Source organism: Gordonia sp. UCD-TK1, assembly GCF_001691435.1.
GTDB lineage: Bacteria > Actinomycetota > Actinomycetes > Mycobacteriales > Mycobacteriaceae > Gordonia > Gordonia hongkongensis.
In genome coordinates, this window is sequence record NZ_LZMP01000003.1 from 59,144 (window position 1) to 78,657 (window position 19,514).

The following is a 19,514-nucleotide window of genomic DNA, read 5'->3' on the forward strand; positions in this document are numbered from 1 at the left end:
TGCGAGACACCCACCATGACTGTCACTGACCTCCACAAGGCCGCCACCACCGCCGCCACCGGCGGCGACACCACGCCGTCGACGTTGCGCCTGAATGCTGGTGCGGCCTCGGCCACCCGGCCGAGCACCAAGGAACGCTCGACGAAGCCGACCACGTTCTACGACGACGACACCCGCGAGGACCTGCTCGACACCGCCCGCAGCGGTGGGATCAGCGGCTACCTCGCCCGCCAGAAGCTCGACAACGACACCCGCCGCCGGGAACGCCACGAAGCCGCCGTCGCCCGCCCGATCCAGTTCGACGTGCCCACCCTGATCCGCACCAACCGGGGCTTCGACGGGCGTGGCGGCGGCCGCGTCGCCCATGTGCGCCGCCCCAACGAGCTGCGCGGCACCACCGCGCACGTGCCGGGGTTCTACCCGTTTCCCATCGGCGCCTCGGCACCTCTGGACGGCGCCCCCGTCGGCTCGCACCTCGACACCGGACAGCCCGTCGGGTTCGATCAGATCGGTTGGTTCGAGGCCGGCCAGATCACCGCACCCTCAGCGATGGTGTTCGGGCTCAACGGATTCGGCAAAAGCACCCTCAACCGGCGCATTGTGTGCCACGACCTGGCCACCGGGGTCCGCCCGCTCATCATGGGCGATCACCGCCCCGACTTCGTCAACATGATGCGCCAGATGGTCCTCCACGACAGCGACGGCCGGGTTCAGTACCGCGAGGACGGCATCACACCGGTCACCCCGCAGGTCACCAGCGTCGGGTTCGACTCGCCGATGAACCCCCTGGCCGTGGGCACCTTCGGCAACCTCATCGCCCGGTTGCCCACCGCCGCACGCCAACTCGCCGAACGCGAAATGCGGGCCCGCCAGGTCACCGCAGCGACCGGGCTACTCGAGATCAGCTCCGGACGGCCGATCGCCCCGCACGAGGAGACGCTGCTGACCACCGCGTTGCGGGTGCTCTACGGCACGGCCAACGAGTTCACCCTGACCAATGCGCCCCTGCCCGGCGATGTGCTCAACCTGCTGCGCCAGGTCCCGCAAACTCTCATCGACGCCACCGCCCGCGACGCCGACACCAATCCGGAGTTGCGTCGCGCCCACCAGGACCTCCTCGATGCCTCCGGCGCCCTGGGGCGTCGCCCGCATGACGCGATCGCCGTCGACCGCTACCTGCTGCTGACCGAGAACCTGCGCCAGTCGCTCGATCAGCTGGTGTCGGGACAGTTCGGCGAGATCTTCAACGCCCCCACCAAAGAACCCATCGACATCGACGCCCTCGGGGTGTGCGTGGACATGTCCCGGCTACCGGCCAACGCCCGCAAGCTGCGCGCCGCGGTACTCCTGGCGTGCTGGTCCGACGGATTCTCCGCCGTCGAAGCCTCCCACCTGCTCTCCGATCACGGCCTGCAAGAGCCCCGCAACTACGACCTGGTGTGCGACGAGTTCTCGCTGGTGCTCGGTGTCGGCAACGGCATCGTCTGGCGGGTCGACGAAGTCACCCGCGTCCAGCGCGAACAGGGCACCGGCAGCCTGTTCACCACCCACACCGTCAAAGACCTCCAGGCGTTCGACTCGATGGAAGATCGCCAGCGCGCCATGGGCTTCCTCGACCGCGCCCGGGTCAAGGTGTGCTTCCCGCTACCCGAGGACGAAGCCTCGCTGATGGAAGGCAAGGTCAACCTCAACGAGAAAGAAGCCGCCACCCTCGCCGAGTGGGCCACCACCCCCCGCGGCATCGACGACCCCGTCGTCTCCGAGATCAACGAAACCGACTGGGCCGACGGGGTCCGCGCCACCGGCACCGAAACCAACACCGTACCGCCGGGTATGGGCAAATTCCTGATCAAAGAGGGTGAGCAGCCCGGTATCCCGGTGCAGATGCGGTTGACCGCCACCGAGCGCGCCACCGAGATGCACAACACCAACAAGCGCTTCAACCGCGGCCGCGGCGCCAAGTCCGGAGCCGCGGCATGAGCACCGACAGCGACCCGGGCACAGCCGCCCCGCTCGACCCGCTACCCAGCGCCTGGGAACAGGTGCAGGACTGGGTTGTCGAACCCAACCCGCGCCGCACCGCCCACCCCGAGGAAGTCCGGCGGTTGGCGGTGCGTGCGGTGGCCGAGCTGCTCGCCCGCACCTCGCTGTCGCTGACCGCCGCGGCCGCCGACGTCGCGGCGAGCATCGGCGCCGGCACCAACAGCGTCATGCGGTGGTGCCGGGCGGCCGGGGTCGGCCGCGATGTCACCGCCCGAGACCGCGAATGGGCTACCCGCCTCGAGGTCGTGCGCTCGATGAACAAGGCGCTGACCGAACACGTCCGCGACCTCGACCGCGACACCGCCGCCGACCGGGACCTGCCTCGTGGGTGAGGGCAACGCCTCCAAACTGCTGGTGCCGCTGCTGGCACTGGTCATGGGGTTCTTCGCCTCGTGCACTCTCATCATCTCCGTGGCCGGCGACGACGACTCCTGCCTGCCGCTGACCGGCGGTGTCGACCAACCCGCCGACGCCTCCCTCTCACCCGGCGCCAAGGTCAAGCCGATGAAAGTCAAGGACTTTCAGATCACGTCGGGCTACGGCCCGCGCGATGGCGCGATGCACGAAGGTATCGACCTCGCCGGGGCGATCGGCGCGCCGATCTACGCTGCCGCCGACGGCACCGTCACCGCCGCCGGGACCGCCTCGGGGTTCGGGCACTGGATCGTGCTCACCCACAACATCAACGGCCACGTGTGGTCCACGGTGTACGGGCACATGTTCGCCGACGGCGTTCTGGTCAAAGCCGGCCAGAAAGTCACCGCCGGACAACACATCGCCAAGCTCGGCAACGACGGCCAATCCACCGGCCCGCACCTGCATTTCGAGGTGTGGGATGGCGGGCACCGCGACTTCACCGGCGGCCACTCGGTCGACCCGGCCGGGTGGGTGTCCACCAGCCCCGAACCCGGAGCCGCCCCCGCCGGGCGAGCGCCCGCCCAACCGGGCGGACCGCGGGTGCTCACCGCACCCCGGGTGATCCCCGCCGCCGACGTCGTCACCGCCGCCGACTGGGATGCCGTGGCCAAGCACGAATCCGGCGGCAACTGGAAGATCAACACCGGCAACGGCTACTACGGCGGATTGCAGTTCTCGGCCTCGACCTGGACCGGCGCCGGCGGCGGCCAGTACGCGCCGACCGCCGACAAAGCCACCCGCGAACAGCAGATGGAGGTCGCCAACCGGGTCCTGGGTTCCCAAGGCTGGGGCGCCTGGCCGACCACCTCCAAGACCGCCGGGGTCACCGGCAAGAAACCCGCACCCGCAGGCACGTTCCTCAACGCCGCCGCGGTGCCCCCACCGGCAGGCGCCCCCAGCGGCCCGCCCGCACCGTCCGGGCCGTCGGGTCCGCTGCCGCCGCTGCCGAAGTCCAAGGGCTCCGAAGCGCACTTCCAGGTCGACACGATCCGCCTGGCCCGCGCGATCGCCGCCAAGTTCCCCCAGATCCAGACCATCGGCGGTTGGCGCGCCGACGGCGGCGGCTACAACGACCACCCGTCTGGCCGCGCCGTCGACGTCATGATCCCCAACTACACCTCCGCGCAAGGGATCGCGCTCGGCAACGCCGTCAACAAGTACATCCTCGACAACAAGAAGCACTTCAAGCTCGAGTACACGATCTGGCGCCAGACCTACTACCCGGTGGTCGGCAAGTCCAACGTCATGGACGACCGCGGCGACCCCACCCAGAACCACTTCGACCACGTCCACGCCACCGTCGAAGGCCACGGCATGCCCCGCGGCAATGAGGTTTACACCGCACCCGGGATCACCGGCGGGATCAGCGCCGACGAGAGCGCCGACTGCGGCCCGGTCGAGGACCAGCACGGCGGGGGAGTCGACAACCTCGCCGCCGGACGGGTCCCACCGGCCTACGAGCCATGGTTCCGCAAAGCCGGACTGCTGTGCCCGCAGATCAGCTCGGCATTCCTCGGCGGAATCGGCAAGCAAGAGACCGGGTTCAACGCCTCCCTGGTGTCCCCGAGAGGCGCGAAGGGACCGATGCAGTTCATGGACTACACCTACCCGTCCTGGGCCAAAGACGACGACGGCAACGGCCGCGCCTCGGCCACCGACATCGGCGACGCCGTCATGGCCGCCGGACGGTTCTCCTGCGCCAACGCCAAACAGATCGACGCCGCGATCGCCTCCGGGCGAGTCAAAGAACCCGCCGAAGGCCGCGAAATTCTCTATGCCTACGCCTACAACGCCGGAGTCGGCGCGGTCCTCAACGCCGGCGGAACACCCACCGGCGGCGACTACGACACCCAGACCCGCCCGTACGGCCAGAAAGTCATCGCCTACGCCAAACAGTTCGCCGATCAAGGACTTCCGGAGAAGAACCGATGAACCACCACCGACACCACCACCTCCTGGTCGTCCTCGCAATCGTGCTGATCGCCGCACTGGCCGGATGCTCCGGCAGCGACGACACCACCGAACCCGCACACGACCATGACCACGGCGAGCACTACAGCAGCCCGCCCGGCCTGCCCGATCGCGCCGAACCCATCGGGGTATTCACCACCACGGTCACCACCATGTTCAGCTGGCAACCCGCCGCAGACACCTCACCCACCGATGCGCTGCGCCGCACCCGCGCCACCCTCACCGGCCAGGCATTGGACTCCGCCGACAGCTCGGCAACGGTGCGTCCCAGCGCCCAGTGGGGCGCATGGAAGCAATCTCTCGACGTCATCACCGCCCGCGTCGACAACGCCTCGGCAGTGCTGATCTCACCGGACAAGGCCAGCGCGCGCGGCACCGTCATCCAGACCGTGCTCGGCATCGACGCCACGGTGACCTCGTTCCGGAAGTTCACCGTCACCGCCGACCTCGTCCGCGTCGACGGCCAGTGGAAGGTCGCCACCTACCCCCGCGCCGACACCTGACCCACCTACCTCCCATCACCCCTCGAAGGAAGGCACACCATGCTCGACCCACAAAGCGTCCCCCAGGACAACAGCCGCGAAGTCGACGACATCTTCGACGAAATCCGCACCATCATGCGGCACTCCCGACGTCGCGCCGACGAAGCGCTGCGTGAGGTCCGCAACCAGCAGCACAAACGACGTGCCCGGCAGACCCGCGCCCAGCAGCGCCTGAACTTCGCGCGCCACACTGGCGCCCACCAGCCCCGCTACACCGACACCAGCGCCGAACCTCACCCGCTGACACCGGATTTGATGGCCCGCTGGGCCGGGGCACACGCCGCCGCTGATCTGGCGCGCGAAGCCGCGGCCGAGGCCGCCCGCGACGGTGACACCGCCCGGCAAGCCCAGACCAACGCCACCGCGCAGCGCGCCGAGCAATGGGCGCACGCCTGGGATGAGCGGCTGCGTGAGGCCGGCGTCGACCCCGACAGCATCGGCGGCCGCGACCGCGACAAGGACCTCGGCGAGGTCGCCGACACCGATCTGCTCGACCAGGTGTCGACCTCGGCCGCGAACTATGCCATCGACGTCGACGACGCCGCGGCCGCGGGCGGACACCGCTCGATGAGTGAACTCATCGCCGACACCGAACCCGCCCCCGAAGCCGCGTTGATCGCCGCCGGCGACAGCGACTGGCAGACCACCCCGGTCCACGAGATCGGGGCCAGCGTCACCCTCGACACCGGAGCCCAGCTGTGAGCACCACCCATCGCCGCGACCGCGGCCAACACGAATCCATGGTCGGCTACTACCTCGCCGCAGCCGTGTTCGCGCTGCTGGGGATCATCTACGTGTGCTGGCGGGCCGGGTGCTGGCTCACCGGCCAGCCCGGCCCGGTGCTGATCAACCCGGCCACCGCCGCCGTCGACGGCACCTTCCAGTGGCCGGTGGCCTCCACCGTGCTCCTGGTGGTCGCGGTCATCGCCGCCGCCGCGATCGCGGTCGTGGTGGGACGTCATCGCGCCGCGACCGCCGTGCTGCGCGAGTTCGACCAGGTGGCACAGTTTCTTCCTCGTCCCCGGGAACTGCACGCCATCACCGCCCGCGACGCCAAGCACTCCGCGCAGCGCCTCCGCGGCCGCGACGCCATCACCGGGCACCTCGACTACGGGCTGGTGCTGGGATCGCTGATCGGCGCGGGCACCTCCGCGCTCTACATGAGCTGGGAGTGGGTCGGACTCGTCATCGGCGGACCCCGATGCGGCAAGACCACCGGCTACGCCATCCCGATGATCTGCCAGGCGCCTGGCGCCGTGTTCGCCACCTCCAACAAGCCCGACATCTACGACGCCACCCGCTGGGTCCGTGACCGCAACGACCTCGACACCGCTCCCGCCGCCAAGGCCGACATCAGCCGACAAGGGCTGCGCGCACTGTGGGCCTATCGCACCCAACGGCGCGAACCGCCACGCACCCGCGGCACCATCTGGCTCTCGGACCTCCAGCACATCGCCGGTACTCAGGGCCAGCAGTGGTGGTGGGACCCGTTCTGGTGCGTGCACGAACTCTCCGACGCCCGAGAGCTCGCCGCGATCTTCGCCGCCGCCGAAACCGCCGAAGGATCACGCCTGGACGCCTACTTCGACGGCGGCGCCAAAGAACTGCTCGCTCTGCACATTCTGGCCGCAGCCGTCGGTGGGGGAGACCTCAAACACGTCGACGGCTGGCTCACCGACCCCAAACTCAAAGTCGCCCGCCAGGTGTTGACCCGCCACGGCCACCACGACGCCGCGGCCAAGATCGACACCGCCGCCAACCTCAACCCCCGCCAGCAAGACGGCCTCTACGACATGGCGCGACGGTTCATCAACGTCATGACCGTGCCCGCCTACGCCCGATCGGTCCTCCCGCCCCAACGTGTGCGGTTCGACGGCGACAACACCGTCGGCAGCAACGACATTCGCCACGACCTGCCCAAGTTCGATCCGCAAGCGTTCGTCACCTCCACCGACACCATGTATGCCCTGTCGATGGAAGGGGCAGGATCGGCCACCGCGTTGACCACCGCCCTGGCCGACACCATCTTCAAAGCCTCCGTCGCCCAAGCACGGCGCAACGGTGGACGTCTGCCGGTGCCCGTCGTGGCAGTGCTCGATGAGGCCGCGAACGTGTGCAAGCTGCCCGAACTACCCGACTGGTACTCCCACTTCGGCAGCCAGGGCATCGTCATCGTCACGATGCTGCAATCGCTGGCCCAGGCCGCGAAAGTGTGGTCCAAGGACAAACTCGACATGCTCGTGGACTCCTCGAACGTCTACATCTACGCCGGATCATCGAACAACGAGTCCTACCTCTCGGGCCTGAGCCGCATGATCGGCCAACGCGACGTCCGTCGCCGCAGCCGCTCGCACTCCAACTCCGGTCTGGGATCGACCAGCACCAGCGAATCCTGGTCCAGCGAACCCATTCTCGGTATCGACGACCTCAAAGCACTCCCCGCCGAGCGCGCAGTGCTGGCCACCTCCGGCAACCGCACCGTCGTCACCACCAAGAACTCCTACTGGCTCGGCCCCTACGCCGAGCTGATCGACGCCTCCAAGAAGGCCTGCGCGACTGAACGCGCAGCCCAGCAAACAGCACTGACCGCTGCACCGCCCCTCGCCGCCACCACCCGGGAAAGGACCTTCTGATGACCACCCACGACACCGACACCCCCGACGACGATCCCCGCGCGCACTGGCGGTTCACCTCCGGCGCCGACTGGTTCACCAACTGGCTCAGCCACATCAAAGCCGGACGCTTCGACCGCGACACCCGCTGGTGCGCGCAGTGGTGGCGCCACGACGAAGTCGTCATCCGCCTCGAGGAGCTGTGGAAAGCGTGGGAGACCGCCCGCCTGAGCGAAGACCCCGCCGCACTGTCGTCGTGGTGGACCGCCCACCTCGACGCCCACTGGCGCACCCTCACCGCCGAAAACGGACCGCTCTACCTATGCACCCCCGAAAAACACACCACCACAGACACACTCACCGACGCGAGCACCCCACCCCCGCCCGGATGGTTCGACCCACCCGCCGACCACACCACCGCCGCGTAACACGACGAGACAAGCCAGTCATGCCACCAACGCCGCTAGTGCACTGGGCGCTCGTCGGCTGCGTCGTGCTGCTGGTGGTCCTGGCCATCACCGGCGCCGTCGTCGTCACCAGAGCAGTCCTCCGCCAACGCCGCCGACCACGACCACCTGATCACCACCGCAAACCTGACCTCGACGAGGGATCGCACCATGACCGCTGACCACGATTCGACCGCCCCACATCGCATCTACGAGCTGGCCCTCCACCGTCATGTGAGAGCCACCAAAGCGGCTCTTCCCACCACCGCCACCATCCATTGAGAGGACCGATACCCATGTTCGTCTTTCCTGCTGTTGGCGGGTGCGGCACCACCTTTGCGGGTCCGACACTGCAACTGGCTGGCCGTGATGACGTCACCGACGACACCCTCCGTCGAGCCAAGATGGGGTGGCTACTGCACTGGAGCGGCGCCGTCGTCGCGGGTGCGCTGCTGGCAGTTGTGGCGGCCAGCTACTTCTCGATCACCCCCGACAATCTGCAATCCGACGGGGCTCTGCTCAACACCATCGCGGCGTTGACTGTGTGGTTCGCACAGATGCTCGTCCTACCCGTACCCGTTGCCTACGCAGCGATCTGGTGTGTCGAGACTGCGAAAGGCCAGTGCTCGCGGCTGGTCGGTGCCCTTGCGGTCGCCCTGGCCGCCGCGGGTGCGGCGGCTGCGTTCATCGGTGTCGGGCAAGCGCTCCCGGCGACCTCGTGGTGGATGTCCAGTTCACTGTCTGCGTTGCTCAACGATCACACACCAGCGCTGTCTGCTGACATCACCGCCGACCTTCGCTCCGCGCGGCCATGGTTGTACGTGGCGGCGGCGGTCTCACTGAGCATCGTCTGCGGACCCCGCATGCGAGGCCGTCACCGTGGGCGTCTGGATTACCGGACGGTCAACGTCGCTCGGTACCTCCCGGCCGCCGACTACGAAAGCTACGCGACCGCCGATCTCGACCGCGACGTTTGTGTGCGCGGCTGCGCCGCAGGCTCGGTGACGATGTCCGGCCGCGGCGCTACCGGGGGCATGGCCGGCAAGACCTCAGACGGAACAACCGGTGGTGGTTCCTCAGGCGGGCTTGCCGGACACGGGGCGGACGGCAACTCGAGCGGCACGTCGGCAGGCGGTTCGGGGACGTCCGGCGGCTCCGATTCCGACGATCACGTCAAGGGGGAGCAACCGCTAAGAACTGAGACGGCCAATGGGCATCACGTTGACTGATCAGGTCGAGACGGGAATGCCTGTTGTGCAACTTGATTCGCGTGCGCCGCCCACGACGAGTGATGCACCGCCAACAGCACCAACACAGAACAATTCACCAGCTACCGATTGGAGACACCATGACCAAAAACATGACGACCCGCTTCGTCGCGGCGACCGTTGCGGTGAGCGCCGGGGCCTCAATTGCCCTGGGCTCACTCGTAGGAGCCGGCGCCGCCGAAGCCCTGCCCCCGGTGTCCGGAGACAGCCCGGACTGGCCCAACTACCGCGTCGGGCCGTTCGCCTCGCAATCGCTGTGCGACAACCACAAGGGTGCCTACATCCGGGTGTCTCCGTGCTTCTGGTCCGCGCCGGATAACCGGTGGTACTTCTGGGGCGAGACCATCTGACTGATTCAGGCCCTGGCAGGTGCTGGACACACCTGCCAGGGCACTGATCGGTCAGAGATCGAGCCTCTGACCAGTGAGAAACGATAGCCACCCACCCTTGCACCGGCGCAGTCCGGGCGGGGAGTGGACCTCACTTTGGTAGGAGCTCGACGCATGGCACGCAACGCCACCCCTGAGGACAACACCCCCAATCTGTTCGATCTACTCGCCGACACCGACCCATCCGGGCAGCGGATGTCGGCACCGCAGAGCACTATGGATACCCACACCGAGGAGGACACCGATGTTTCACGATCTGCGCACGGCACTGACCGAGCGGTACGCCCAGGAACTGACGCAGATGGACCGCACGCAGTTCGAGGACTTCCTGACCGCGGAAGTGACACGGCTGCAGGCCGAGATCGCTCAGACGCAGTCACAGACCGAGCTGGCGACGATCGCGGCGTGGAGGGACCAGCACGGGGGCAACGACCCGGACGTGCTGACGACGCAGCGGCTGTATCAGCAGGCCCGGTACTCGGCGGAGGAGACGGTGCTGGCGACGCTGTGGGAGGGATTCAGCAGTCCCGAGGACGACGATCAGCCGGACGACGAGCCGAACCCGGACACGATGACCGGGATGCAGCGGTGGCTGACGCAGTGGGCGATCGAGGCGAGCCGAGAGACCGAACGACTGACCGAGCAGGTGTGGCCGGATCAGACACCACGGTTTCAGGTGTGGGCCGAGCAACTGCTGGAAGCACGTCTGACCGACGGACTGCCGGTGCCCGACGGGCCGGCACATCCGCTGGTTCCGGAGCTGACCGCGATGGTGGACGCAGCGCTGGCCGATCAGGATCGCGCCGACGCCGAGCGCGTGCGGAGGTAGTCGACGACGGCCAGGGACTGCTGTTTGAGTCTCTGGACGATTTGCGGATCCCCACTGACCCGGCCGTCGTCGACCCCGGCGGCACGCCGCTGCCACCGAAGGCCGACGACGCACTGCCGCAGGTGCCGCAGTCCGAGACCGGGTTGCCGCTGACAGCGTGGGCGAGCACCCGAGTCGCCCCCGCACGCCGCCCGGACGGCTCGGTCGTCTACGTCAAGGCCGACCATGTGGTGGCCGGCCTCGAACCCGACCCCATCCCCGACTCGGAGGCACCGGAACCGGAGCCGCCGAGCATCGCGGCCCTCGACGAGGCCACCACCCCGGCACCGACCGAGGTGGTGGCTGCGACCCGGTTCACCCATCCGGGGACGGTGCTGGTGCCCTCCGGGGCCAAGTCCCGCGCCCGCGCCAATATCGCCGCACTCGAGGTCCTCACCGAGACAGCGCGCACCGGACGCCCGGCGACGCCCGCCGAGCACGAGGTCCTGGCGCAGTGGTCGGGGTGGGGTGCCGCGGCCGACATCTTCGACGAGTCCAAGCCGGAGTGGGCACCCGAACGCGACCAGTTGCGCGCCCTGTTGGATTCGGAGCAGTGGCGTCAGGCGAAGGCCTCCACACTCAACGCCCACTACACCGATCCGGCGATCGCCCAAGCGATGTGGTCGGCGATGACTCGCGCTGGTTTCGACGACGGGCTGGTGCTCGAACCGGGTTGTGGCAGCGGCACGTTCATCGGTCTGGCACCGCCCGGCGCGCAGATGGTGGGGGTGGAGCTCGACCCGACGACCGCCCAGATCGCCCATCTTCTCTACCCCGACGCCCAGGTGCGGTTGGAGGGTTTCGAGACCACGCGCGTCCCGGACGGCTCGTTCGCCGCGGTGATCGGCAATGTGCCGTTCGGTGGGTTCACGGTGCACGACCCGATCCACAATCCGGCCCGCCACCGCATCCACAACCACTTCTTGCTCAAGTCGCTCAACCTCACCGCCCCCGGCGGCTACGTCATGGCGATCACCACCGCCGGGACCTTGGACGCGGCCTCGGACAAGGCGCGCCGCGACATGCACGCCGTCGCCGATCTCGTCGGCGCGGTGCGGTTGCCCTCGACCGCATTCGAACGGGTCGCCGGCACCCAGGTCGTCACCGACGTGCTGGTGTTCCGCCGCCGCGAACCCGACGTCGCCGCACCTGCGGACGCCGACTGGCTGCATTCTGACCTCGTAGCCCTCACCGACCGGACCGGCGAGACCACCGAGATCGGGGTGAACCGCTACTTCACCACCCACCCCGAGCATGTGCTGGGCACGATGCGTGTCGATCGCGGGCTCTACCGCGACGGGATGCTCGTCGTGTCCGCCGAAACCGGCAGCGATGTCGCCGCCGACCTCGACGACCGACTGACCAACATCGTCGACGCCGCACTGGAACGCGGCGACGGACTGTTTCTCGCCGACGACACCGCCACAGCCGGGATGGAGTTCACCGCCGGCGCCCTGGACGCCGCCGCCCTCTACGGCGAGGACATCCCGATCGGGCACGTCAACTACGACGAGACCACCGGGGTGTTCACCCGCCGCGGAATCGACGGCGATGAGCCGATGAAGGTGCCCGCGACCCGCACCACCGAGACCCGGCACCTGTTGCGGCTGCGCGATCTGTTCGCGGCCACGATCGCCGCCCAGCGCACCCAGAGCAGCCGCGCCGAGCGGGATGCGCTGCGCGCGGACCTCAACGAGGTCTACGACGCATACCTGAACACCTACGGCCCGGTGAACCGGGCGAAGCTGGTGGGCGGCAAGGAACGCACCGCCGAGGAAGCCGCGAAGAAGTTCGCAGAACTCGAAGGCAAGTGGCGTACTGCCAATCGCGACGCCGACGGCGCCGACTATCCCGGCCCGCTGCCCGAGGACGTGGCGGCCGAGCTCGATGAGAAGGCATGGCAGGTCAGCGCACCCTCGCGGCGCCAAACCCATCTCGAGGCGGTCCGCGCCGATCCGGGGATGGCCGGCGTGCTGGCGTTGGAACGCTACGACGACCAGACCGGCACGGTCAGCAAGACCGCGGTGTTCTCCCGCGACGTCGTCGTCGCCCCGGTCCCGGTGTCACGCGCGGACACCCCGGCCGAAGCCGTCGCGATCAGTCTCGGTGAACGCGGGCGAGTCGATCTCGACCGTGTCGCCGAACTGCTCGACCAACCCGCCGCCCAAGCGCGCGAGTCGATCCGTGGGCTGGTCTACGCCGATCCCGACATGCCCGAAGATCTGATACCCGCACCCACAGCGTTGTCGGGCAACGTGCGCGCCAAACACGCCCGCGCCGCCGAAGCTGCCCGCACCGATCCCGGGAACCGGGACTGGGCAGAGCTAACACAAGCACTGGCGCAGGTGATTCCGGACGACAAGCAACCCTCCCAGATCGGGTCGGTCAAGCTCGGACCGACCTGGATCGAGCCGCGCGACTACGAAGCGTTCGTGCGCGAGACCTTCGGCGCCACGAGTGCCCGAGTGACGCGCGCGGCCGGTTCGTGGGGCGTCGAGGTGCCACCTGACGAACGCAACAGCGCGCTGATGCGCACCGAGTACGGCGCCGACAATGCCGACAGGAGGAACAAGGCGCTCGATGCGATCGACCTCACCGAGATGCTGCTCAACCAACGGTCGATCGTGGTCAAGAACTCGGGGCCGGCGCAGGAAGAGGGGGCACCGGAAGTCGATGCCCAGGCCACCATCCTCGCCCAGGTCCAAGCGGAGAAGATCTCCACCGAGTTCCGGTCGTGGCTGTGGTCGGATGATGAGCGCCGTGACCGCCTCGTCGCTGAGTGGAATCGCCGCTTCAACACCTGGGTCCGCCCCGAGCACGACGGGTCCAGGCTGGTGCTGCCCGGGTTGTCCCCGGTGTTCGAGCCGCACCCCTACCAACGCGATGCGGTGGCGCGGATTCTCGCCGAGCCGACGGTGCTGCTCGATCACGTGGTCGGCGCGGGCAAGACCGGCACGATGTTCATGTCGGCGATGGAGCTCAAACGCCGCGGCCTGGTCAATCAGCCGTGGATCGTGGTGCCCACCCATCTGATCGAGCAGTTCGGCCGCGAAGTGAAGATGTGGTACCCCGCGGCCAACGTGCTCGTGGGACGCAAAGGCATGTCGCCTGAGGACCGTCGCGTGTTCGCCGCCCAGACCGCGACCAGCGACTGGGACATGGTCATCATCCCAGCCTCGGTGTTCTCCGCGATCCGGGTCCACCCGCAACGCCGTGTCGACTACATCGCCGGCCAGCTCGCCGAACTCGACGCCGAATTGTCTGCGAGCGCGGGCGACATGACCCAGGCAACGGTCAAGAAGATCGAACAGGCAAAGAAGCAGCTCCAGAAACGACTCGACGCCGCGACCGATCAGGCCAAGAAGGACCACGGGGTGTTGTTCGAAGACACCGGCGCGGACTATCTGTTCGTCGACGAGGCCCACGAGTACAAAAACAAGGGCCGCCAGTGCACGATCGACTCGCTGTCACTGACCGGGTCGAACAAGGCCGAGGACCTGTCGTTGAAGCTGGACTACCTGCGTGAACGCCGCCAACACCAGGCGGCCGCGGCCGGGCGGGTCATTACCCCGGGCGCTGAGCGGGTCGCGACGTTCGCCACCGGCACCCCGATCGCGAACTCGCTCGCCGAGTCGTGGGTGATGCAGCAATACCTACGCCCGGATGTGCTGGAGGCGGCCGGGGTCCGCTCGATCACCGACTGGGCGGCGTCGTTCACCGCGACCCGCTCGGAGACGATTCCCAACGCCACCGGCACCAAACTGCGTGTCGTGTCGAAGGTGTCGGCGTTCGCGAACCCGAAAGAGATGTTCGCCATGGCCGCCCAGTACACCGACGTCGTTGTCCGTGAACAGGTCCCAGCCAATCTGCCCACCCATGACGGGCGGCAGATCATCACCAGCACCCCCGGTCAAGAGCGGCGCGATTTCATCGCCGACCTCGACTATCGGGCCGACCATCTCGACCCGCGACGCGCCGACATCGACAACGTGCTCAAGATCCTCAACGACGGCCGCAACGTCGCCCTCGACCCGGCGCTGGCCAACCTCGAACCGGATCCGGGAAACACCCGCGCCGATGCCGTGGCCGAACAAGTCGCCCGCATCTACCACGCCACCGCCGACAACGAATACCTCACCGAGGAAGGGGAGCGGTCCCCAATCCGAGGAGCGTTGCAGCTGGTGTTCTGTGACCGTGGCACCCCGCGACCCGACGGCCCGTCGGTGTACTCCAACCTCAAAGACCTTCTCGTCGAGCAGTATCAGGTGCCCGCGGAGAAGATCGCGTTCATCCACGACGCCAAGTCGCCGTCGCAGAAACTGGCGTTGCAGGCCGACTGCCGCGCTGGTCGGATCGCAGTGCTGGTCGGGTCGACCTCGAAGATGGGCACCGGCATGAACGTCCAAGGCCGCCTCATCGGCCTGCACCACATGGACGTGCCGTGGCGACCCGCCGATCTCGAGCAACGCGAAGGCCGGATCATCCGCCAAGGCAACCAGAATCCGCAGATCGAGATTCTGAACTACGTCACCGCAGGCACCACCGACACCGTCATGTGGTCGAAAGTCGAATCCAAGGCGGCGTTCATCGAACAGGCCAAACGCGGGCAACTCGACGACGTCGCCGAAGTCGACGACATCGCCGACGACTCACTGTCTGAGGCGGCCGCGGCGACCAAAGCCGCCGCGACCGGCGACGAACGGTTCCTCGAAATGGCCACCCTGGAAGACGAGGTGAAAAGCCTGTCCGCACTGGCCAGCGCCCACGCCGACTCCCGCTCCCACGCGCGGCGGGTCGTGGCCGCAGCGGACCGGGCCATCCCACGGCTGGAAGGCAGCATCGAGAAACTCGATCTTCTGCTGGCCGGTCACCAGGAGTGGATTGACGCCGGCAAGGAGTTCGTCGTCACCGGAGACCGGCCCCGGTCGAAACGTCCGGAACGGTCCGAGGCGCTGTTGTCGCGGGTCACCGCGGTCTACCACGAGCTCAAAGGTGCTGGCATGAAGCAATCCATGCCGATCGCGTCAATACCGTCGGGGCTGCAAGCGCACGCCTCACGCGAGTTCGCCCAGGACAAAGTGCATGTGTGGCTCGATTGCCCTGGGCGGCCGGGGTTCACTGTGGACGCCTCTCAGGTGTTCACCTCCGCCGAGCGGCGCACCGCCACGGCGTCTGGGCTCGCCACCCGTCTGGAGAATCTGTACACCGGACTCGACGACACCCGTGCTCAACTGGTCGCCGACATCGCCAGCTACCGTCGCGAAGTCGAGGTCAATGCGCCGCGTATCGACGCACCGTTCGCCCGGGCGGATGAGTTGCAGACCAAACAGGTTCGGCTACGACAACTGCGGATGGAGATCGAACGGGCCCAACAGTCCGAGGAAGCTGTCGCCGCCCGCCAGGCCGCCGAGGAACGGATGCGTAGCGCCGGTCGTGAACCCGGCTGGAGTCTGGAACTCAACCCGACACCGGTCATGGTCGAAGAAGCAGGACTCGACCATGCCGCCGACTACGTCGCCGTGATGAAACGCTCCCACCAACACCGAGCAGAGCTCTACCAGGCCGAGAAGAACGAGAAGGACACCACCACAGCAGAACCGGGGATCGGGACACTGCTCGCCGACACCCGACCCCCACCAGAGGCAGAACGCACAGAGAACACCGGATCGCAGCCCCCGCCACACGACCCACTCGATAACGGGCCACAGCCCCAACGCGACCCGGACCTGGACCTGTGAGCGCGACAGTGACGTTCACCGCGCTCAGACGCAGACGATGGCGGGTGCGAGCTCGCTGTCGCACCCCCGATGCGGTTCTCGGCCCGGCCTGGCAAGCAGGTCGAGCAGGCCGCCTCGGACCCGGCCACGCCTGTCCCAGGTTCGTGATAGAAGCGAACCGCCAAACCACCCGCGCACCCATCACCAGCAACCGATACCGAACAGGACGTGACTTCATGCCTTTGCAAACAGCTCGACTCTCCACCGCCGTCAAGACCATCGTCGCCGGACTTCTCATCACCGCCGGCCTCGCCACGGGTCTCGGCCTAGGTAGTGGGCAAGCGCACGCGAAGATCGACGACGGCCGATATAAGTACCAGCTGGTCATGTACGGCGTCATCCCCTACCCGGAATCCAACGCGCGAGTGATCGGCAACCGTCTGTTCCAAGACATCTACGGCGTCGGGCCGTGGAATGCCACCAACAGCCACATCACCCAGACCCGAAACGGCGGCATCGTCTCGATCGCCGGTGACCCAGTCGCGCACTGGTACTCCCGCATCGAACTACGCAAGACACCACACGGTTACAAAGGTGTTCTGTTCGCCGGCGGCGTCCCCACCGGCGACGTCTACCTACGTAAAGTCCGCTGACGACACCAAGGGTCGCGCAGGAATTGCTTGTGCGACCCTTTGTCGTTCGGTCGATCGGACGGACGACGCTGTCGGGCGGGCGGTGCTGGCAAACAGTGACGTTCACCGCGTTCCGACTGAGGCGTCGACGGGGTGGACGTCCTGGCACTACCATTCGCGATGACAAAGGTCGGGGTTATTAAAGGGAATACACGATGCTGACGAGGTCGGGGATACGCGCGGGGGTGGCGGGTGCGGCGCTCAGTCTCGCGGTAGCTACCGGTGGGGTGGTGCTGTCCAGTCCGCCGGCGCAGGCCGCGCGGATCGTCGAGACGTCGCAACCGGGGATGGTGGTGATCGAACTCAGCCACGCCGACACCGTGGCCGCCGCCCACCTCGGCGCCGGTCGGGTCATCAACGCCGTCCTGGGCAACGATTACTGGGGCGTCATCCTGGAAACCGACTCCCGCTATCGCGCCGGGGCGTACTACCGTCCGGACAAGGCCGCCAGCTGGAATGACGTGACCGGTCATCAGGTCATCTCCGAGGCCGCCGCCCACCCAGGCGGGAGGGTCGTGATCGCGGTCTACGTTGACCGAACCAAGAGCCTGAACGGACATCCGCTGTGGATACAGCAGGTCTGGTGACCGGCGTGACGAAGAGGGAGTGGACGTGCCGTATCTCGGGTTGATCTACCTGGTGATCCTAGTGATCGCACTGATCGACATCATCAACACCGACGACGCCGCCGTGCGCGGGCTACCCAAGTTCGCCTGGGTAATCCTGGTGGTGATGCTGCCGTTGGTCGGTGCGCTGGTGTGGCTGGCGGTCGGACGCCCGGCCACTGATGAGCGACCACACCGGCAGCACACGAGTGCGGCCAGCGAGTTCCCGGAATACGACCACCCGGGCCGCTACGTCCCGCAAGATCCTGAGGCAGACCGGGAATTCCTGCAGCAGTTGCGCGATCGAGCCGAACAGCAACGCCAGACCGCCCGCAAGCAGCAACGCGCCGCCGACCGATCTGACCGCCCAGACGACATGGGCCCGCCGCCGGCCTCCACGTGAGGGTCAGAATCGATGCGCATGGCGGATCGCAACCACCAGTGCGGGGTAGGTACGTCATAATCAGGCGATGGTGTTCGGTGATCCCACAGCGGAGAGCAGTTTTCCGATAAGTCAGCTGTTCGCTGCGCAATCCGGCCCTAACGAATCCCTACCTGATGACGAACTCGGACCAGATCTGCTGTACCACTACACCGATTCCGCTGCGCTAACAGGGATCATCGCTCCGGGGGGATGGCCGATCGAATACCCGGACTCGGCAGTTCATGCGTCGGCTGCGAAATTGTGGGCATCGGATGCCCGCTACATGAATGACGAGCAAGAACTGCTCTTTGGAGCCAAGATCTTTCACCGCCACCTCCGTCGCGCGGCCAGCCGGCCCGGCGTCGACGACGTTCTGGGGAACGCGTTCACTGCGGTCGCGGACGCCTTTGCGAATCTGTCGGTCTACGACTGGGAGTTTGGGTGCTTCGCGGTGTCGTTGAGCGCGGAGCCCGACCTCTTGTCACAGTGGCGTGGCTACGGTGGCGGTACGGGCGGCTTCGCGATCGGTTTTACCTGGGATGCGCTGGCCGGTCACACTTTCGCCTTCCATCCCAAGTCAACCGCGATGGGGACAACCGCCTTCCGCACCGAGCTGCGCAAAGTCGGCTACGGCGAAACAGAGGCCGAGCGCCGAGCAGAACTCTTTGTGTCGTCCACGATCGCTCGCTGGCATACCACCGGAATGGGAGGACTCATTCGAGAGGGTGATGCACCGCATCTTCAGTTTCTGGCTGAGCAGGTATTCCGTGAGATCGCGACGGTAAAGGACGATGCATTCGCTGAGGAACAGGAGTGGCGGCTCTGGGCGATCAGCGAGGCGAAATATCCGGTGAACGTCCGTTCGGGCCGTTCCGGTCTAGTGCCTTACCTTGAGGTGGGCGTCAACTTGCGGTTCGATGATCACACGCATCCTACAATCGGAGCACTGATTGTAGGCCCACATGCAGTACAGGATGGCCAGATAGCCGCGGCCCGTGAGCTATTGAAGATGCAGGGGCACGACCCCCGTGTAGTAAGGGGGTCCGAGGTTCCATTCCGGGGATAACCGGAGAGGTAGCCCCAAGTGCCGCGTAGTCAATGACGATTTCCCTCGGTGTTGCGCCGGGGGAGCTTTCAGAACTCGAAAGTGCGCCACTGGGTGGTCTGTCTGAGACGCTCAATGTCGTCTCGGGTGAGGCGGACGAACTGCCTTCTGTGGATGTATCGCACCCCCGTCCTGCCCTGTGTCACGTCGCGGTCAGATCGAACTGGCGGGGAGCCGGCCAGCCAGGCGGCGATCATCGGCTGGCCGTGCGGGTCGACGGTGCGTTCCCATTGCAGCACCTTGCAGTAGTTCTGGACGGGGTCCGGACTGTCGGTGTATCTAACCTCGATCAGCATCCACCAGTCGCCTCCATCGTTAAGAACGGGTACAGGCACGGGTTCGGTCATTGCGCGCTCCTTCGGGTGTTTCGGCTGCCCGAGAGGTTAGCTGGGGATGCAGACACGGCGCGTGTACG

Annotated in this window: 17 protein-coding genes; 16 read left to right on the forward strand and 1 reads right to left on the reverse strand. The window is 67.1% G+C overall.

What is annotated here, in order from left to right:
* Positions 1-15 precede the first annotated feature (15 nt).
* The 16 genes from A9310_RS03235 (at position 16) to A9310_RS03305 (ending at position 19,060) form a co-directional block, all read left to right on the forward strand.
* A complete protein-coding gene (locus tag A9310_RS03235; RefSeq protein WP_065629361.1) occupies positions 16-1,980 on the forward strand; it encodes a hypothetical protein in 1,965 nt (654 codons plus the stop codon).
* Positions 1,977-2,375 carry a hypothetical protein gene (locus A9310_RS03240; RefSeq protein ID WP_065629362.1) on the forward strand — a complete coding sequence of 133 codons (399 nt, stop codon included), beginning with the start codon at positions 1,977-1,979 and terminating at the stop codon, positions 2,373-2,375. Before A9310_RS03235 ends, A9310_RS03240 begins: the two co-directional genes overlap by 4 nt.
* The gene (locus tag A9310_RS03245) at positions 2,368-4,392 is read left to right on the forward strand and encodes a transglycosylase family protein (protein ID WP_065629363.1); all 2,025 of its coding nucleotides are present in this window, start codon (positions 2,368-2,370) and stop codon (positions 4,390-4,392) included. Before A9310_RS03240 ends, A9310_RS03245 begins: the two co-directional genes overlap by 8 nt.
* The gene (locus A9310_RS03250; protein ID WP_065629364.1) at positions 4,389-4,934 is read left to right on the forward strand and encodes a hypothetical protein; all 546 of its coding nucleotides are present in this window, start codon (positions 4,389-4,391) and stop codon (positions 4,932-4,934) included. The genes A9310_RS03245 and A9310_RS03250 overlap by 4 nt, the downstream gene beginning before the upstream one ends.
* A 39-nt stretch (positions 4,935-4,973) precedes the next feature.
* The gene (locus A9310_RS03255) at positions 4,974-5,675 is read left to right on the forward strand and encodes a hypothetical protein (protein WP_065629365.1); all 702 of its coding nucleotides are present in this window, start codon (positions 4,974-4,976) and stop codon (positions 5,673-5,675) included.
* Entirely contained in the window at positions 5,672-7,606 is a 1,935-nt protein-coding gene (locus tag A9310_RS03260) for a type IV secretory system conjugative DNA transfer family protein (RefSeq protein ID WP_065629366.1), read from the forward strand. Before A9310_RS03255 ends, A9310_RS03260 begins: the two co-directional genes overlap by 4 nt.
* Entirely contained in the window at positions 7,606-8,013 is a 408-nt protein-coding gene (locus tag A9310_RS03265) for a DUF4913 domain-containing protein (RefSeq protein ID WP_065629367.1), read from the forward strand. Before A9310_RS03260 ends, A9310_RS03265 begins: the two co-directional genes overlap by 1 nt.
* Positions 8,014-8,033: 20 nt before the next feature.
* Positions 8,034-8,213 (forward strand): hypothetical protein, encoded by a 180-nt coding sequence (locus A9310_RS25490; RefSeq protein WP_139104520.1) that lies wholly within the window; start codon positions 8,034-8,036, stop codon positions 8,211-8,213.
* Positions 8,214-8,327: 114 nt separating this feature from the next.
* Positions 8,328-9,260, forward strand: a complete 933-nt coding sequence (locus A9310_RS03270; RefSeq protein WP_065629368.1) for a hypothetical protein — start codon at positions 8,328-8,330, stop codon at positions 9,258-9,260.
* Positions 9,261-9,379: 119 nt separating this feature from the next.
* Positions 9,380-9,649 carry a hypothetical protein gene (locus A9310_RS03275; protein WP_139104521.1) on the forward strand — a complete coding sequence of 90 codons (270 nt, stop codon included), beginning with the start codon at positions 9,380-9,382 and terminating at the stop codon, positions 9,647-9,649.
* A 283-nt stretch (positions 9,650-9,932) separates the two neighbouring features.
* Entirely contained in the window at positions 9,933-10,517 is a 585-nt protein-coding gene (locus tag A9310_RS03280; protein WP_065629370.1) for a hypothetical protein, read from the forward strand.
* Between the two features lie 41 nt (positions 10,518-10,558).
* Positions 10,559-16,294: a DEAD/DEAH box helicase family protein gene (locus tag A9310_RS03285; RefSeq protein ID WP_254661158.1), complete on the forward strand. Its 5,736-nt coding sequence runs from the start codon at positions 10,559-10,561 to the stop codon at positions 16,292-16,294.
* A gap of 215 nt (positions 16,295-16,509) precedes the next feature.
* The gene (locus A9310_RS03290) at positions 16,510-16,926 is read left to right on the forward strand and encodes a hypothetical protein (RefSeq protein ID WP_035755709.1); all 417 of its coding nucleotides are present in this window, start codon (positions 16,510-16,512) and stop codon (positions 16,924-16,926) included.
* 194 nt (positions 16,927-17,120) lie between these two features.
* Positions 17,121-17,552, forward strand: a complete 432-nt coding sequence (locus tag A9310_RS03295) for a hypothetical protein (protein ID WP_139104522.1) — start codon at positions 17,121-17,123, stop codon at positions 17,550-17,552.
* Positions 17,553-17,577: 25 nt separating this feature from the next.
* Entirely contained in the window at positions 17,578-17,973 is a 396-nt protein-coding gene (locus tag A9310_RS03300; RefSeq protein ID WP_065629419.1) for a PLD nuclease N-terminal domain-containing protein, read from the forward strand.
* A gap of 67 nt (positions 17,974-18,040) precedes the next feature.
* Complete coding sequence (locus A9310_RS03305; RefSeq protein WP_083207241.1) at positions 18,041-19,060, forward strand: DUF2971 domain-containing protein; 1,020 nt, start codon at positions 18,041-18,043, stop codon at positions 19,058-19,060.
* A 68-nt stretch (positions 19,061-19,128) separates the two neighbouring features.
* On the opposite strand, the gene A9310_RS03310 is transcribed toward A9310_RS03305, so the two are convergent.
* Complete coding sequence (locus A9310_RS03310) at positions 19,129-19,446, reverse strand: hypothetical protein (RefSeq protein ID WP_139104523.1); 318 nt, start codon at positions 19,444-19,446, stop codon at positions 19,129-19,131.
* Positions 19,447-19,514 lie beyond the last annotated feature (68 nt).

Bases quoted from the DNA above. Each gene is read 5' to 3' on its own strand.
- A9310_RS03275 (WP_139104521.1), top strand. From the start codon at position 9,380: ATGACCAAAAACATGACGACCCGCTTCGTCGCGGCGACCGTTGCGGTG.
- A9310_RS03235 (WP_065629361.1), top strand. From the start codon at position 16: ATGACTGTCACTGACCTCCACAAGGCCGCCACCACCGCCGCCACCGGC.
- A9310_RS03255 (WP_065629365.1), top strand. From the start codon at position 4,974: ATGCTCGACCCACAAAGCGTCCCCCAGGACAACAGCCGCGAAGTCGAC.
- A9310_RS03280 (WP_065629370.1), top strand. From the start codon at position 9,933: ATGTTTCACGATCTGCGCACGGCACTGACCGAGCGGTACGCCCAGGAA.
- A9310_RS03250 (WP_065629364.1), top strand. From the start codon at position 4,389: ATGAACCACCACCGACACCACCACCTCCTGGTCGTCCTCGCAATCGTG.
- A9310_RS03295 (WP_139104522.1), top strand. From the start codon at position 17,121: ATGCTGACGAGGTCGGGGATACGCGCGGGGGTGGCGGGTGCGGCGCTC.
- A9310_RS03240 (WP_065629362.1), top strand. From the start codon at position 1,977: ATGAGCACCGACAGCGACCCGGGCACAGCCGCCCCGCTCGACCCGCTA.
- A9310_RS03305 (WP_083207241.1), top strand. From the start codon at position 18,041: ATGGTGTTCGGTGATCCCACAGCGGAGAGCAGTTTTCCGATAAGTCAG.
- A9310_RS25490 (WP_139104520.1), top strand. From the start codon at position 8,034: ATGCCACCAACGCCGCTAGTGCACTGGGCGCTCGTCGGCTGCGTCGTG.
- A9310_RS03290 (WP_035755709.1), top strand. From the start codon at position 16,510: ATGCCTTTGCAAACAGCTCGACTCTCCACCGCCGTCAAGACCATCGTC.
- A9310_RS03265 (WP_065629367.1), top strand. From the start codon at position 7,606: ATGACCACCCACGACACCGACACCCCCGACGACGATCCCCGCGCGCAC.
- A9310_RS03270 (WP_065629368.1), top strand. From the start codon at position 8,328: ATGTTCGTCTTTCCTGCTGTTGGCGGGTGCGGCACCACCTTTGCGGGT.
- A9310_RS03310 (WP_139104523.1), bottom strand. From the start codon at position 19,446: ATGACCGAACCCGTGCCTGTACCCGTTCTTAACGATGGAGGCGACTGG.